The organism is Nocardia carnea NBRC 14403 (assembly GCF_000308515.1).
Taxonomy (GTDB): Bacteria; Actinomycetota; Actinomycetes; order Mycobacteriales; family Mycobacteriaceae; genus Nocardia; species Nocardia carnea.
On the sequence record NZ_BAFV01000051.1, the window covers coordinates 95,418 to 111,147 of the forward strand.

The 15,730-nt window shown below is 67.7% G+C and carries 17 protein-coding genes; 1 reads left to right on the plus strand and 16 read right to left on the minus strand.

Features of this window, described 5'->3' with window-relative positions; translation table 11 throughout:
• From ON22_RS17715 to ON22_RS17770, 13 genes are all read right to left on the minus strand, one after another.
• Positions 1-435, minus strand: a complete 435-nt coding sequence (locus ON22_RS17715; protein ID WP_033241365.1) for a DUF1707 SHOCT-like domain-containing protein — start codon at positions 433-435, stop codon at positions 1-3.
• A gap of 500 nt (positions 436-935) precedes the next feature.
• Positions 936-1,244, minus strand: coding sequence for an acylphosphatase (locus tag ON22_RS17725; protein WP_033241363.1), 309 nt, complete (start codon positions 1,242-1,244; stop codon positions 936-938).
• Between the two features lie 2 nt (positions 1,245-1,246).
• Positions 1,247-1,723 (minus strand): OsmC family protein, encoded by a 477-nt coding sequence (locus tag ON22_RS17730; protein ID WP_033241362.1) that lies wholly within the window; start codon positions 1,721-1,723, stop codon positions 1,247-1,249.
• Between the two features lie 59 nt (positions 1,724-1,782).
• Positions 1,783-1,917 carry a hypothetical protein gene (locus ON22_RS38025; protein WP_255218538.1) on the minus strand — a complete coding sequence of 45 codons (135 nt, stop codon included), beginning with the start codon at positions 1,915-1,917 and terminating at the stop codon, positions 1,783-1,785.
• A gap of 129 nt (positions 1,918-2,046) precedes the next feature.
• Complete coding sequence (locus tag ON22_RS17735) at positions 2,047-3,570, minus strand: PstS family phosphate ABC transporter substrate-binding protein (RefSeq protein WP_033241361.1); 1,524 nt, start codon at positions 3,568-3,570, stop codon at positions 2,047-2,049.
• A gap of 402 nt (positions 3,571-3,972) precedes the next feature.
• Positions 3,973-5,058, minus strand: coding sequence for a winged helix DNA-binding domain-containing protein (locus ON22_RS17740; protein WP_033242197.1), 1,086 nt, complete (start codon positions 5,056-5,058; stop codon positions 3,973-3,975).
• A gap of 108 nt (positions 5,059-5,166) precedes the next feature.
• A complete protein-coding gene (locus ON22_RS17745; protein ID WP_051157742.1) occupies positions 5,167-6,225 on the minus strand; it encodes a PHP domain-containing protein in 1,059 nt (352 codons plus the stop codon).
• Between the two features lie 3 nt (positions 6,226-6,228).
• A complete protein-coding gene (locus ON22_RS17750) occupies positions 6,229-6,810 on the minus strand; it encodes a dihydrofolate reductase family protein (RefSeq protein WP_033241360.1) in 582 nt (193 codons plus the stop codon).
• Positions 6,811-6,889: 79 nt separating this feature from the next.
• Entirely contained in the window at positions 6,890-7,777 is an 888-nt protein-coding gene (gene mutM, locus ON22_RS17755) for a bifunctional DNA-formamidopyrimidine glycosylase/DNA-(apurinic or apyrimidinic site) lyase (RefSeq protein WP_033241359.1), read from the minus strand.
• Position 7,778: 1 nt separating this feature from the next.
• Complete coding sequence (gene rnc, locus ON22_RS17760; RefSeq protein WP_033241358.1) at positions 7,779-8,501, minus strand: ribonuclease III; 723 nt, start codon at positions 8,499-8,501, stop codon at positions 7,779-7,781.
• A gap of 14 nt (positions 8,502-8,515) precedes the next feature.
• Positions 8,516-8,698, minus strand: coding sequence for a 50S ribosomal protein L32 (gene rpmF, locus ON22_RS35740; RefSeq protein WP_081595648.1), 183 nt, complete (start codon positions 8,696-8,698; stop codon positions 8,516-8,518).
• 2 nt (positions 8,699-8,700) lie between these two features.
• A complete protein-coding gene (locus tag ON22_RS17765) occupies positions 8,701-9,360 on the minus strand; it encodes a YceD family protein (protein ID WP_033241357.1) in 660 nt (219 codons plus the stop codon).
• A gap of 110 nt (positions 9,361-9,470) precedes the next feature.
• Complete coding sequence (locus ON22_RS17770; protein ID WP_033241356.1) at positions 9,471-10,217, minus strand: DivIVA domain-containing protein; 747 nt, start codon at positions 10,215-10,217, stop codon at positions 9,471-9,473.
• 226 nt (positions 10,218-10,443) lie between these two features.
• Here ON22_RS17770 and ON22_RS17775 point away from each other — a divergent pair, with 226 nt between their 5' ends.
• On the plus strand, positions 10,444-11,019 hold the full coding sequence (locus ON22_RS17775) for a GtrA family protein (RefSeq protein WP_081595649.1): 576 nt from the start codon (positions 10,444-10,446) through the stop codon (positions 11,017-11,019).
• Here ON22_RS17775 and coaD read toward each other — a convergent pair.
• From coaD to ON22_RS17790, 3 genes are read right to left on the minus strand one after another with little or no spacing between them, the layout of a single operon-like run.
• Positions 10,987-11,472 (minus strand): pantetheine-phosphate adenylyltransferase, encoded by a 486-nt coding sequence (gene coaD / locus ON22_RS17780; RefSeq protein ID WP_033241355.1) that lies wholly within the window; start codon positions 11,470-11,472, stop codon positions 10,987-10,989. The two genes, ON22_RS17775 and coaD, sit on opposite strands and share 33 nt — an antisense overlap.
• 3 nt (positions 11,473-11,475) lie before the next feature.
• Positions 11,476-12,069 (minus strand): 16S rRNA (guanine(966)-N(2))-methyltransferase RsmD, encoded by a 594-nt coding sequence (gene rsmD / locus ON22_RS17785; RefSeq protein WP_033241354.1) that lies wholly within the window; start codon positions 12,067-12,069, stop codon positions 11,476-11,478.
• The gene (locus ON22_RS17790; RefSeq protein ID WP_033241353.1) at positions 12,066-15,464 is read right to left on the minus strand and encodes a pyruvate carboxylase; all 3,399 of its coding nucleotides are present in this window, start codon (positions 15,462-15,464) and stop codon (positions 12,066-12,068) included. Before ON22_RS17790 ends, rsmD begins: the two co-directional genes overlap by 4 nt.
• Positions 15,465-15,730 lie beyond the last annotated feature (266 nt).

A 15,730-nucleotide genomic window follows, 5' to 3' on the forward strand; every position in this document is an offset into this window, starting at 1 on the left:
TTATACCTTTCGGCGATGGCAGCTGCCGGCCTCGATTCCGGTTGCCGCGCGCACTGCCAGCACGGCGCCCCACGGGCCGATGACCCATATGGGCCAGAAGTAGGTGAACGCTCCGACGCCCAGCGAGATCGCCGCCCAGATCACCAGTACCAGCACACTGACACCCAGCCACGCGCTGCCCTCGATCCGCTGCCAGATCGGGAACCGCGAGCGCGATCGCCGCGGGGACGAGTCCGGGCCGGGGGGCGCCTTCAACTCGGGCAGGTCCGCGAGCACACCCTGCAGTTCCTCGCGGGTCGCGCTCCGGTACACCTGCGCTACCCGCTCGTCGTATTCGGCGAGATCCAGCCTGCCGTCGCCCAGATGCCGGCCCAGCTCCCGCACGAATCGATCACGTTCGGCATCCGAGGCGCGGATGCCCGCCGAGATCTCCATAGCGCTCCCCTTACACATCAGACCACACTCCACTGTGGAATAAAACCAGAGTGCTACTCCCACTGTGGAATGTCAAGGGGGTTCGGGCCTCTGTCCGACACACACCCGCTACCTCGGAATGATCCGAACAGGCCCGGCCATGGACAGCAGGAGCAGCGGCAAGCGATCCCCGGCACCACAATCGACGTACGGGGTCGACGCTGTGCCCGACGGAGGCCCCGGCCGCTCACATATGTGGCGGCAGGGCCGGCGCGGCAAGCACCGCCTCGCGGAGCAGCCGACCGCCCCTATCTCCACGAAACCCTGTAGCCCGCCCCGGATCGGCTCCCAGTTCTGCACCACCAGAACCACCCGGCCGGGCGCCGCCGGAGAACGCAGCAGCGCCAACAGCTCGGCCACCGCGCGGAGGGGCCACCACATGGACTCGGCCATCGGCCGCTCACCCATGTGGCAGCAGCACCGGCCCGGAAAGCACCCCCAGCCGAGCAGCCGACGAGCCCCTATCTCTCCACGAAACCCTGCAACCCGCCCCGGACCGGCTCCCAGTTCTCCACCACCAGATCCACCCGGCCGGGCGCCGCCGGAGAACGCAGCAGCGCCAACAGCTCGGCCACCACGCGGCGTGGCCCTTCGGCCACCACGTGCACCCTGCCGTCGGGCGCGTTGGTGGCATGCCCGGTGAGCCCGAGCTCCAATGCCCGCGAACGGGTCCACCAGCGGAAACCCACGCCTTGCACGTATCCGTGCACCCACGCGCTGAGCCGCACCGGATCGTTCGCCGACTGCTGCCCCGCCGTATCGCCCGCCATGATCAGTCGACGGTATCGATCTCGAAGGACAGCGTCACCTTGCTACCCGCCTTCAATGTCCGGCCCACGGTGCACACCTTGTCGATCGCTCGCTGCACCGTCACCAGCAGCCGCTCGCGGGCGGCATCGTCGAGTTCGCTCAGATCGAGTTCGAATACCTCGTCCAGCTGTGGATACACCTCGTTCTCGCGGTCCGCGGCACCGGAAACCCGGATCGTGGCGTCGTAGTCGTCGCCGAGTCGGCGCGACAGCGGGAAATCCGAGCTCATCCCCGAGCATGCGGCCAGCGCGATCTTCAGGAGTTCACCGGGTGTGAACACGCCGGGAACGCTTTCGGACCCGATCAGAACCTCCGCGCCGCGTGAACTGTGCCCGGTATAGCGCCTGGTCCCCGTACGCTCCACCCACAGTGTGGTCGGGCCCGAGGGTGCGCCGGCCGGCGCCGCGGCGGCGGCCGCAGTGGTGGTGTCATCAGCCATGGTTGCGATCCTGCCACCCACCGTCCGAGCCGCGCGCACCCGTCCGTGACCGGCGCGGATCAGCCCCGGCGCGAACGCCGCGCAGTCACCCGGACCGGCCGCTTCGGCCGGTCCTCCAGCATCACGGCGAGAAGCCGCAGCAGTAGCGGACCGACGATGAATCCGGCGATCAACGTCGGTGTCAGCAGGGACATGGCAGTCCTTCCGTACTCACGGGCGATGCGCTGGAAAACTACCCCTCCGGACAGCCCGGAAACCCGTTGCTTGCGCGATCTTTACGCCGGGAATTCAGCCCCCTGATCACACGCGGACCGCACTCCTGGTCACCGATACGGGTGACATCGCGAGGTATCGGCAAGCTCCGCACAAGGAAGATTCCCGTAGCGGCGGATTACGTCCTGACCGCCCTCCCGCAGCAGGAAGCGCACGAAGCTCGCACCGATGGATCCGGGCGCGAAATCGCCGTAGGAGTACGCGTACTCCACGCCCCAGAACGGGTAGCTCTGCTCCCCCGCCGCCTCTCGCGTCGCAGGCCGGCCACCGATTGTCACGCGCACCAGGCCTGCGGTATCCGCGGCGTCCGCGGCTTCGCTGTATCCGACAGCGCCCGGTATCCCGGCGACCTCGCCGAGGACATCGCCGGTGGTCAAGGTCTGGCAGCGCCCGGGTTCGCTGCTGCGCGCGAGCTCGTTGCAGGTGATACCGGGTTCCGGTGGCTGCCCGGTCTCCAGCAACCGGGTCTCGAAATTCCAGCGGGTCCCGGATCCGGCGTAGCGATTGACGACCCGCACCGGCAGATCGGCGCCGCCGACTGCCCGCCAGTTGGTGACCCTGCCGAGGAACAGATCCCGGATCTGCTCGACCGTGAGATCGCTGACCCCCGTTTCCGGGTGCACGACCACGGTGAACAGCGAAAGCGCCAGCGGCCGCTGTACCAATGCGGGAAAGTCCGCGCCCTTGGGTGCATCACCGATCGCCAGCAGCGTGCCGTCGGCACCGCGTGCGTCGTCGACCCGCGTCATCCCGCGTTCACTGCCCTCGAATTCGTAGCTGATATCCGAACCCGGACACGTACGTTCGTAGAGTTCGCCCGCCTCCTCGACCACCCGCGCGAAGGCGGTCGAACCCACCACGGTGAGCCGTCCTGTGGCGCAACCACTCGGCGCGGCCTCGGATTCGACGATATCGAGCACCGTCATCGCCGCGATGACGGTGACCAGGAACCCGATCAGCACGAGCATGAGCAGCGACGCCCCGGAACGGCCCTGGGTCTTGGTGATCCCGCCGCCGGTGACCACGCCCTGCATCGTGGGCTCGGGGTAGTCGCCGGTGCCGGCGGTCCGTTCCAGGGTCGCCAGGATCTTGTAGTGGTCCGACCGGTTCAGCGGGACCTTCGGCAGATCGATGACACCGATATCCTGGCCCGCCAGTTCACGGTGACCGAAGCCCGAATCCGGTTCGAAACAGACGGCCAGCCCCGGATTGCTCAGCTCGGTGACCGCCATCCCGATCACCCGCCGCTGCGGAAAGTGCAGATGTAATCCGGCCTGGCCGTTCTGTCCGGTCACATAGTCGGTGGCATCGATGGTGGTGGCGCCGTGGTTTTCGATCCGGACCAGCACCACCGACAGATCCTGCAGGTTACGTTCGGCCCCCTCGGCGGTCTGCCGTAACTGTCGCAGGGCCCCGGCGTGCCCGGATTCCGCTTCACCGGTGACCGGCGTATCCATCTGCACCCGCCAGCCGAGCCGCTTCCGGCCGACGAAAACGAATTCCCAGACGAAGGCGCCCACCGGGATCGCGATACCGGCGACCGGGAGCACAAAACCGAACAGAAGTTCACCCACCGGCCGCTACCACCCCGAATCGCGCTATTTGTCCCAATCTTCGGCCAACCGTACGGCGAAATCTCCTCGGCCCGGCGGGTGTTCGCACACCATTCACCAGAGCGTCATCGACCGTCGGGCGGATGTGTTCGCGCCTCGGCATCGATACGCCGTTCACCGCGCGGATTCGCCTCCCGGACACTCGCCCTTTCAGCGCGGGCGCGGACTCCACAGCACCGGACCGCCGGTGCACCCCGACGCGGAACACCTGATGCCGTGGCGGTTAGGAGGTGTTCTACGCCGGCCAACTCATCTATCGAGGGTCTGGGCGATCGATCCACCGGAAATGCTCCGCCGATAACATGACCGGAAATCGAAGGGGCCCAGCGGAATACCACCACCCACCCGACGCCCTGACCTCGCTCAGCCGGCGACGACGATATCCCCGGCACCGTCGTCGGTAACGAATGCCAGCAGCCGCCGGGCCTCCTCCTCGACGAGCGCGCGCTGGTCCGCGGTGAACCCGTACCAGGGCTCGATGTGCAGTGCCGAATCCTGCAGCGACCACCTGCCGTGCACGAAACCGTCCACCAGATACACCGGAACCCCGGCCGAGGCCTCCCGGGAGGTCCGCCGCCGGTCTTCCTCGGCGATGATCCGCCGCCGGTCCCGGTAACCCAGCAGCGCATTGTCGAATGCGGGCAGGAAACGCACCGGCACAGGCAGTTCCGGATCGGCGAGCGGTGCGTCGGGCAGATCGAACAGTTCCGCTCCCTCAGCACTGCGCAGCACCCGCAGCTGTGGACGCAGCGGCTCGACGACCTCGCCGAGCCGGGTGAGACCCGACCAGGCCTGGATATCGGCAACGCTCGCCGGGCCGAACGCCGCGAGGTAACGCATGATCATCGTCGACGGATCGGCCGGACCCAGCGGTGCGCCGATCCACTCCTCGGCGGGCCCGACGGTGACATAACGGTTGCGCCAACGCCCCCATTCCCCCGTTTCGGCCCCGTGCGCCATCGGCACCAGTACCTCGACCGCCTCCGCCAGCCTGCGCGTATGGCGCTGCGGAAAACGCTCGGCCAGTTGCCTTCCGAGGTCACCGCGCGACATCCGCCGGCCCGCCAGCACTTCCCGGCCGGCCGCGGCCAACTCGGACAACTCGATACCGTCGATCTCCTCGCGGTAGTAGGCGGTATTGAGCGCCCCCGCGATATACGCCTGAACTGTAGGACGCAACCAGCGGAAATCCTCCGCCGTGCTCAGATGTACGGTGCGCCGGATCGTGGTGGACCGGACAAGTTTCCGGTCGTGCATCAGCGCGGCGAGTTCCTGATGATCGAACCGCGCCAACCGCGACCACACCCCGATATAAGGCCAATTCGGTTCCTGCCCCTGCACTGCGACCAGATGCCGGATCAGCTCGTAGGGCGTGAGGTCCGTCCGGGCCGCCAGATGCTGGCGTACCAGCAGGGTCCGGTTCAAGGTGCGCAGTGACAATTCCCGCATACGGAGCATTATCGCGGTCGGCACCGACAGGCCACGCAGCTCGGCCACAAGGCCTCCAAGACACCTGACCGAATGGTCGGCGACCCAGGCACACGTATTATCAGCGGCTCAGGCGCCGCCCGACCGCGTCCATTCCAACAGCTCGTCCACCGACCGGGTATTGATGATCCGGTCCGGCGCGACCTCACAGGCCACAGCGCGGGCACACCCGTACCCCTGCCAGTCCAGCTGCCCCGGCGCGTGGGCATCGGTATCGACCGCGAATTCGCATCCCATCTCGAGCGCGAGCCGGATCAACCGCTCCGGCGGATCCTGCCGCTCCGGCCGGCTGTTGATCTCGACCGCCGTACCGTAGCGGCGGCAGGCCTCGAAGACGATCTCGGCGTCGAAATCCGATTCGGGCCGCGTCCCCCGCCCGCCCTCGACCAGCCGTCCGGTGCAGTGCCCGAGGACGTCCACATGCGGGTTCGCCACCGCGTACACCATGCGCCGCGTCATCGTGTCGCGGTCGTCGCGTAGCCGGGAATGCACGCTGGCGACGACGATATCGAGTTCGGCGAGCAGATCGGCGTCCTGGTCGAGGCTGCCGTCGTCGAGGATATCGACCTCGATTCCGGTGAGTACCCGGAACGGGGCCAGTTCGGCGTTCACTTCGGCGACCACGTCGAGCTGGCGGCGCAACCGTTGCGCGGAAAGACCGTTCGCGACGGTGAGCCGCGGTGAATGATCGGTCAGCGCGCAGTACTCGTGTCCGAGAGCAGCCGCACAACCCATCATCTCCGCGATCGGGCTTCCCCCGTCGGACCAGTCCGAATGAGTGTGCAGATCACCGCGCAACCGCGTGCGCAGCTCGGCGCCCGCGGCTCCGATCGGCCGCGCCGCGGCCCGCAACTCGGCGAGGTACCCCGGGACGACGCCTTCGCAGGCCTCCTCGATCACGGCCGCGGTCTTCGGGCCGATCCCGGCGAGCTCCTGCCAATTCCGGGCTGTCCGGCGCCGCCGCATCTCCTCGTCGCCGAGACCGGCGACGATATCGGCGGCCCGCCGGTACGCCTTGACCCGATGCGTTTTCTCGCGACCCCGTTCGAGCCAGAACCCGATTTCGCGCAACGCCGCCACCGGCCCCGGCGCGGGCCGTCCGGTGGTTTCGGGCGCGTCGCCGGACACCGGTCAGCGGGCCTTTCCGTACTTGACGAAGGCCACCCCGTCGTCGAAGACCTGGCTGGTGATGACACGGAATTCCAGGGGCTCGGGCAGTCGCGGACCACTGCCGAACAGCGGCCGTCCCCGCCCGAGCACGATCGGATGCAGTTTGAGGAAAATCTGATCGATCTCGGGCAGCAGCTCCTCGGCCAGCCGACCGCCGCCGCACAACCAGATGCCGGGGCCTTGCTCGCGTTTGAGTTCACGCACTCGGGCCAGGGGGTCGGCGCCGATGAGTTCCACAGCCGGATCGGGAGGTGCGGTGAGCGTGGTGGACACCACGAATTGGCGCAGATGCGCGTACGGATTGGTCGTCCCGGTGCGCACCCCGAAATCGTAGGTTCTGCGGCCCATGATCACGGTGTCGAAGTTGGCGTTGCGCGCGCCGATACCGAGTGTCCGCCGTACTTCGGACGGCACGGTCTCCGGATACTGCGCGGTGATCGTGCGGCTGTGGTCGCCGCCGACCGGGAAGAAATCGACGGCACCGTCTTCGGTGGCGATGAACCCGTCGATCGTGGCGGCGACGAAGTAGGTGAGCTTGCGCATGGCGTCCTTCCCAGGCCGACCGGTCGACGATCTTGGCCGAGAAAACCGTAACCCGTCGCCGGGCGCCGCCGCGAGAGATCTACACCGTGGTTTTGCGGCGGCGCGCCGGAGGCTGACACCGGGGACACGAGAAGGACGAGCGATTCATGAACTTCTCCCGGACGATCACCGCACCGCAGCGCGGGCAGGGCCGGTCACCGCGCCCGTACACCGCCAGGGCTCGCTCGAAATAGCCGGATTCGCCGTTGACATTCACATACAGTGCGTCGAACGAGGTGCCGCCCGCGGCCAGCGCATCGTTCATCACCGCCGCGGCCTCGCTCAACAGCCGCCGCAACACCGGACGGGTGAGTCCGGCCGCCGTCCGGCCACCGTGGACCTGCGCCCGCCACAGTGCCTCGTCGGCGTAGATATTGCCGATACCGGAGACCACGGTCTGGTCCAGGAGTACCCGTTTGATCTCGGCCTGCTTGGTCCGCAGCACGGCGATCACCCGCTCGGCATCGAAACGCGGATCGAGCGGATCGCGGGCGATATGGGCCAGCAGATCGGGCAGCAGAGCACCGTCCACCTCCACCAGCGGTGCCAGCACCCAGCCACCGAAGGTGCGCTGATCGACGAACCGCAACTCCCGGCCGTCGTCGAGGGTCGCCCGGATATGCGCATGCTTCTCGACCGGCGCGCCGGCCGGCTGCACCAGCATCTGCCCGCTCATCCCCAGGTGGACAACGAGCGCGATGTCAGCAGGATCACCTGCGGGTTCGTCGAAGGTCAGCCACAGGTATTTACCGCGGCGCCGGGCCGCGTCCACCGTCAGACCGGTCAGCTGGGCCGCCATATCGGCGGCACCGGCCACATGCCGGCGCACCGAACGCGGATGCGTGACGGTGACCGATTCCACGGTCCGGCCGCACAGATGTTCGGCCAGGCCGCGGCGAACGACCTCGACCTCGGGAAGCTCGGGCACCTCAGGATTCGCCGGTCAATGCGCGGTAGGCGGCGCCCGCCGCCTTCTGCTCCGCTTCCTTCTTCGACCGTCCGATCCCCTGCCCGTAGGCATCGCCGGCGATCACGGTGGTCGCGGTGAACTCTTTGTCGTGGTCGGGCCCGGTGGAGGTGATCTCGTAGCTGGGCACGCCCAGACCGCGCTCGGCGGTCAGTTCCTGCAGGCTGGTCTTGAAATCCAGTCCGGCGCCCATCCGTGGACCGCGTTCGAGCAGTTCGGCGAACAGCCGCAACACGACCTCACGCGCCACATCGATACCGTGCTCGAGATGCACGGCACCGAGCAGCGACTCCATCCCGTCGGCCAGGATGCTGGGTTTGTCCCGGCCGCCGGTGAGTTCCTCACCTTTGCCGAGCAGCAGATGCGTACCCAGACCGCCCTCGCCCAGCTTTCGCGCCACTTCGGCGAGTGCGTGCATATTCACCACACTCGCGCGCAGCTTTGCCAGTTCGCCCTCGGATTTCTCCGGGTGCTCGTGATAGAGCCGTTCGGTGATACTCAGTCCGAGGACGGAGTCACCGAGGAATTCGAGCCGCTCATTGGTCGGCAGCCCACCGTTTTCGTACGCGTACGAGCGATGGGTCAATGCGAGACGAAGCAGCTCGGGCTGTATCTCGACACCCAGGGCGGCGAGCAAACTCGCTTGATCCGGCCGCTCGCCGGGTTCGTCTTTGCCCGCGGTCAATGGTCGACCGGGGATCAGACGGCCGGGGCGACCTGGCGGCCCTTGTAGGTACCGCAGGAGGGGCACGCGATATGCGGCGGGGTCTTCTGACCGCAGGCCCGGTTCGGGCAGGTGATCAGCGTAGGCGCAACGGCCTTCCACTGGCTGCGCCGAGACCGGGTATTGGAACGGGACATCCGGCGCTTGGGAACGGCCACGACTACTTCTCCTCTGTGCTGTTACGTGCAATGTCTGCGGAATGGTCTCCGGTGGCCGCACCCTTGTCGGGGCTGCCGCTGCCGGGCGATCCGGAGGCGAATTTCGCCAGCCCGGCCCAGCGGGGATCCAGTATCTCATGCCCGTGATCGGATCCTGCAATCGCCATCCGAACCCCGCATTCCGGGCACAGTCCCGCGCAGTCGGGAGTGCACAGCGGCTGCAGCGGTAATTCGAGGCCGAGCTGGTCGACGATCAGGGGTTCGAGGTCGATGAGGTCGTCGTCCATCCGGTAGATCTCGTCGTCGGACGCGGTCTGATCCGTGGTGCTGTCCGGGTAGGCGAACAGTTCGGTCAGCGAGACCTCGACCGAATCGGTGAACTGTTCCAGGCAGCGCGAGCATTCACCGGCCACCGGCGCGGTGACGGCTCCGGTGACGAGCACCCCCTCCGAGACCGACTGCAGACGCAGATCCAGCTCGACCTCGGAACCGGCCGGTACGGCGATCAGGTCCAGGCCGAGCCGTTCGGAGGTGGTGACGGTTCGCCGCAGTTCGCGCATGGATCCCGGGGCGCGACCGAGGCTGCGGACATCCAGCACGAAACCCGCGTCGTGTGCACGGTGTGCACCGGAACGCGAGCGCGCGGTTGTATCGGCAGGCATCGAAGAACACTCCACTGGGTCGTTCGGGGTATCAGGTACTGGCCGGATTCCGGCGGGCAACCACACCACAGTACGCGAAACGGGCGGTTACCTGCAAAATCGTCCGGTGGCTAGCGGCGGAACTCCGCCGCGTAGTCCGGTACCCCCGAACCGTTGCGCAACTGCTGGCGGCCGCGGCCCACGGTGCGCAGGGCGCCGCCGAGAGTCTCTTCGAGTTCGGCGAGTTTGCTGTCGACATAGTGGTCGCAATCGGCGCGCATCCGGTCGGAGTCGGCCTGCGCGGTATCGATCAGCCGGGCCGATTCCGCGTGCGCGGTCCGCACGACCTCGGTTTCCTCCACCAGGCGCCGCTGTTCGGCCTGGCCGTCGGCCACCGAGCGATCGTAAGATGCCCGGCCGGCCTCGGTCATCCGGTCGGCTTCGGCACGGGCCCGGCCGGTGACCGATTCGTATTCGGCCTTGGCGTCGGCGACCAGGCGCTGAGCTTCGTTCGTGGCGGTATCGACCATCCGGTCGGCATGCGCAGTGGCCTCGGCGACCATCCGGTCGGCATGCGCTTTCGCCTCGGCGAGGATCCGGTCGGCCTCGGCGCGGGCGTCGGCCACGGTGGTGGTGGCCTGCTCGTCGGCGCTACGGACGGTTTCCTCGGCCAGGCCGCGGGCGTCGTCGACGATCTTGTCGCGATGGTCGAGCACATCCTGGGCATCGTCGATCTCGGCCGGCAGCGCATCACGCACATCGTCGAGCAGGTCGAGCGTTTCCGGACGCGGGACGATGCAGTTGCGCGTCGCGGGTATCCCGCGTGCCTCCTCGACTATGGCGACCAGTTCGTCGAGCGCCTCGAATACCCGGTACATGCTCAGTGCCCTCCTGCTGACGATCGGCGAAATATCACGCCGTTCCCAGTGTGCCCCGGCCCGTCGGCTGAGCCGAGCCCACTTTCGGTGTGTCGCTACTTCCAGGGGGATATCCACAGACTTCCGGGGATCAACTGGAGACGCGGTCTCCGCTTGGTGTTAAATTCGTAGGGAGTCGCATCGCGCCGCGATGGACCACCTGACCCTTGCCCGATCGGAACCGCCCATGACCATCCTGCAGCTGCCCTCGTCCGGGGCACTGTCCGCCGGGGACCTGGATATCGAATGGCCGGAACAGATCGACCCGGTGGCCTGGCAGCGGCGCCTGCTCCGGTATCTGCGCGGCGACCGGGCATTTCCGCAGCTGATCCGGTTCGCCTTGGTCGGCGGTCTGAGCAATATCTCCTACGTGCTGCTCTTCCTCAGCCTGACCGGCGCCGGCACCCTGCTGGCCAATGTTGCCGGTTCGGTGGTGAGCACGATCCTGGCCAATGAACTGCACCGCCGCCTCACCTTCCACGCAGCCGAGCGGGTGGGCTGGTTCACCGCACAATGGGAGGGCGGCGGCCTGGCGCTGCTGGGCCTGGGAATCAGCACGGCGGCCCTCGCCGCGCTGGAAGTTCTCGCTCCCACAATGGCCGAACCGGCGCAGGCCGCGGCCGTACTGGCAATCAGCGCCGCCGTGGGCGGTCTGCGTTTCCTGGCCCTGCGCGGCCTGGTGTTCGGGCCACTACGGCGGGCACGGGAAGTGAGCGCCGCCCGGGAGGAATCAGCCGGCGCGCTCGGCGAGCCGGTCCAGTAGGCGCTTGTGCACCAGCGGCGGCAGCATATCGCTGACATCGCCGCCGAAGGCCGCCACTTCCTTGACCAGTGAGCTGGACAGATAGCTGAACGCCGGGTTGGTGGCGATGAAGAAGGTATCCACCCCGGCGAGCTTCTTGTTCATCTGCGCCATCTGCAGTTCGTACCCGAAGTCACCGGCATCGCGCAGACCCTTGACGATCGCGGAGATCCCCTGTTCCCGGGCGAAATCGACGGTCAGGCCGGCCCACGACGCGACCCGGATGTTCGGCAGATCAGCGGTAGCGTCGCGCAACATTTCGATGCGTTCCTCGACACTGAACATGCCTTGCTTCTTCTTGTTCACATTGACCGTGATGACGACCTCGTCGAACTGGGCCGCCGCCCGGCGGAACACATCGAGGTGGCCGTTGGTCACCGGATCGAACGAGCCCGGGCACAATGCTCCTGCCATGGCTCAAACGCTAGCAGGTAGGGCGGAATCCACCGTGCCGGTGCCGATGTATTCGGCGGACTCGATCCGGGTTTCCCCGTACCGTTTCGGCGCGCGCCCGGCGAAACCCGCGGGCCACGCGATCTCCGCCGAACGGATGGATCGTTCGATGAGCAGCAGCGCGTCCTCGGCCAGCCAGCCGTGGGCCGCCAGCGCGCCGATATCCCCCTCGACGGCCGCGGTGGGCAGATCGTAGGGCGGATCGGCGAAGACCAGATCGAAATCGCCCGCACCGGCCTGCGCCAGCACCTGCGCTACCGCACCGACCCGGACCTGAGCCGCGGTCAACCCCAGATCCGAGATATTGCCGCGCAGCACCGCCGCCGCCCGCCGATCCGATTCGACCAGCAACGCGGTCTCGGCGCCGCGGGACAACGCCTCGAGCCCCAGCGCACCCGACCCCGCATAGAGATCGAGAACCCGGACCCCGTCCAGGTCCATCCGGGCCTCGATCGAGGAGAACAGCGCCTCGCGTACCCGGTCCGAGGTGGGCCGGGTCCCGGCGGGCGGCACCCGCAGGCGCCGACCGCCTGCCGTTCCGGCGACGATCCGGGTCATTCGGATTCGCGTCCGCCCAGTTCGATCAGCAGGTCACCACCCTCGACCTGCTGTACCTGGGTGATGGCCACCCGGCCCACCACTCCCCCGCGCGGCGCGGTGATGGCGGCCTCCATCTTCATGGCCTCGATGGTCGCGATCGTATCGCCCGCGGCAACCCGATCGCCCTCGGCGACGGTCAGGGTGACGACACCGGCGAAGGGCGCGGCGATATGGTGCGGATTGTTCTTATCGGCCTTCTCCGCGGCCGGGATCTCACTGGCGATGGACCGGTCCCGGACCGAAACCGGGCGCAGCTGCCCGTTGAGAATGCACATCACCGTGCGCATACCGCGTTCGTCGGGTTCGGCGATGGCCTCCAACCCGATCAGTAGGATGACGCCCTTCTCCAGCTGAACCCGGTGCTCCTCGCCGTGCCGCAAGCCGTAGAAGAACTGATTCGCCGACAGTCCCGTGGTATCGCCGTACTTCTCGCGGTGAGCGAGGAATTCGGCGGTGGGCGCGGGGAACAGCAACCGGTTGAGAGTCGCGCGGCGCTCCTGCGAGGTGCCCGCCAGCCCGGCCTCGTCCGCGGCCGTCAACGGCGTCTCCGGTTTGGCGGCACTGCGTCCGGCGAGGGCCTTCTCCCGGAACGGTTCGGGCCAGCCCCCGGCGGGGGTCCCGAGTTCGCCGCGCAGGAAACCGATCACCGAATCGGGGATGTCGTAGCGACCCGGATCGGCCGCGAAATCGTCGACCTCGACACCGGAGCCGACCAGCGACAGCGCGAGATCACCGACCACCTTCGACGACGGGGTCACCTTGATCAACCGGCCCAGCAGCCGGTCGGCCGCGGCGTATTTCGCCTCCACTTCCTCGAAGCGGTCGCCCAGGCCGAGCGCGATGGCCTGCTGGCGCAGGTTGGACAGCTGGCCGCCCGGGATCTCATGGGTGTAGACGCGTCCGGTCGGGGCGGGCAGCCCCGACTCGAACGGGGCGTACACCTTGCGCAGCGCCTCCCAGTAGGGCTCCAGATCGCAGACATTGCCCAGGTTCAGGCCGGTGTCGTGCTCGCTGTGCGCGGCGGCCGCGACGATCGCGGAGAGCGCCGGCTGGCTGGTGGTGCCGGCCATCGCCGCGGAGGCACCGTCCACCGCGTCGGCGCCGGCCTGCCACGCCGCCAGATAGGTCGCGAGCTGACCGCCCGGGGTGTCGTGGGTGTGCACATGGACGGGCAGATCGAAATTGCTGCGCAGCGCCGTCACCAGTTTCGCCGCCGCCGGGGCCCGCAGCAGACCGGCCATATCCTTGATCGCCAGCACATGCGCGCCCGCGTCGACGATCTGCTCGGCCAGTTTCAGGTAGTAGTCCAGGGTGTAGAGCTTCTCGTCGGGATCGCTGAGATCCCCGGTGTAGCTCAGCGCGACCTCGGCCACCGCGGTACCCGTTTCGCGGACCGCGTCGATCGCCGGACGCATCTGATCGACATTGTTGAGTGCGTCGAAGATCCGGAAGATATCGATCCCGGTTTCGGTGGCCTCGGCGACGAATGACCGGGTCACCCGCTCCGGATACGGCGTGTAGCCGACGGTGTTGCGGCCGCGCAGCAGCATCTGCAGGCAGATATTCGGCATGGCCTCACGCAGGGCGGCCAGCCGCTCCCACGGGTCCTCGTACAGGAAGCGCAGCGCCACATCGTAGGTCGCGCCGCCCCAGCATTCGACCGAGAGCAGTTCGGGGGTGAGCCGGGCGACGTGCCCCGCCACATCGAGCAGGCCGTTGGTCCGCACCCGGGTCGCCAGCAGCGACTGGTGGGCGTCCCGGAACGTGGTGTCGGTGACGCCCACGGCCTTCTGTTCACGCAGGGCTCGCGCGAACCCTTCCGGGCCCAGGGTCAGCAGCTTCTGCCGGGAGCCATCCGGCGGCGGTACCGACAGGTCGATCGCCGGCAGCTTGTCGTGCGGATACACCGCCGTCGGGCGCGCCCCGTGCGGTTTGTTCACCGTGACATCGGCCAGATAGTTCAGGATCTTGGTGCCGCGGTCGGCGGGTTCGCGCAAGGACAGCAACTGGGGACGCTCGTCGATGAACGACGTGGTAACCCGCCCGGCCTTGAAATCGGGGTCGTCGAGCACGGCCAGCAGGAACTGGATATTGGTGGTGACACCACGGATCCGGAACTCCATCAGCGCGCGGCGCGCCCGGGCCACCGCCGCCGGGAAATCCCGGCCGCGGCAGCTCAGCTTCACCAGCATCGAATCGAAATAGGCGCCGATCTCGGCGCCGAGGTTCGCGCCGCCGTCGAGCCGGATCCCGGCACCGCCGGGCGTGCGGTAGGCGGTGATCCGGCCGGTATCCGGGCGGAAACCGTTCCCCGGGTCCTCGGTGGTGATCCGGCACTGCAGCGCCGCGCCGCGAATGGTCACCTTGTCCTGGCTCAGGCCCAGATCGTCCAGGCTCTCCCCCGCCGCGATCCGCAGCTGCGACTGCACCAGATCCACATCGGTGATCTCCTCGGTCACCGTATGCTCGACCTGGATCCGGGGGTTCATCTCGATGAAGACATAGTTCCCGCGTTCGTCGAGCAGGAATTCGACGGTACCCGCACAGCTGTAACCGATCTGCCGCGCGAACGCCACCGCGTCGGCGCAGATCCGGTCCCGCAGTTCGGGATCCAGATTCGGGGCGGGCGCCAGCTCGATCACCTTCTGGTGCCGCCGCTGCAGCGAACAGTCCCGCTCGAACAGGTGCATCACATTGCCGTGGGTATCGGCCAGGATCTGCACCTCGATATGACGGGGATTGACCACCGCCTGCTCCAGGAACACCGTCGGATCGCCGAACGCGGATTCGGCCTCCCGCGAGGCCGCCTCGATCGACTCCCGCAACTGTTCACGCGCCTGCACCCGGCGCATACCGCGACCACCACCACCGGCGACGGCCTTCACGAAAACCGGGAACTCCATGGACTCGGCCGCCGCGAGCAGTTCGCCGACATCCGCGGAAGGCGCACTGGAATTCAGGACCGGCAACCCGGCCGCCTTCGCCGCCGCAATCGCCCGCGCCTTATTACCCGCGAGCTCCAAGACCTCGGACGACGGACCGATGAAGGTGATTCCCTCGCGCGCACAGGCGGCAGCCAGATCCGGATTCTCGGAGAGGAACCCGTATCCCGGATAGATCGCATCGGCACCGGCGGTCTTGGCCGCCTCGATGATCGCGTCGACCGAGAGATAGGCCCGGACGGGATGCCCCTCTTCGCCGATCTCGTATGCCTCGTCCGCCTTCAGGCGGTGGACCGAATTGCGGTCCTCGTGCGGGAAGACGGCAACCGTTCCGATACCGAGCTCGTACGCCGCGCGGAAGGCTCGGATGGCGATCTCGCCGCGGTTGGCAACCAAGACTTTCGAGAACATTGACCCAACGTACCCGGCGCCACATCCAGGATCGACACCGAAGTCCACTTCGCAGAATCTTCACAACGGGGCATTGCACGGTTGCGAAACCTTGGTCACCCTGCCGTCACATCTCACCGGCGACCACGGGCGATTGTGCGGTTACCCGCAGTGGGCCAACTCCGGGCAATCTTCGCAGCAGGGCAACACACCGCTCGGCAAGCCGGGAGCCGCGCGCCGTATCGGCGGGCGCGGCCGCTCGGCACGGCGGGCGGGCTATGGTGGAT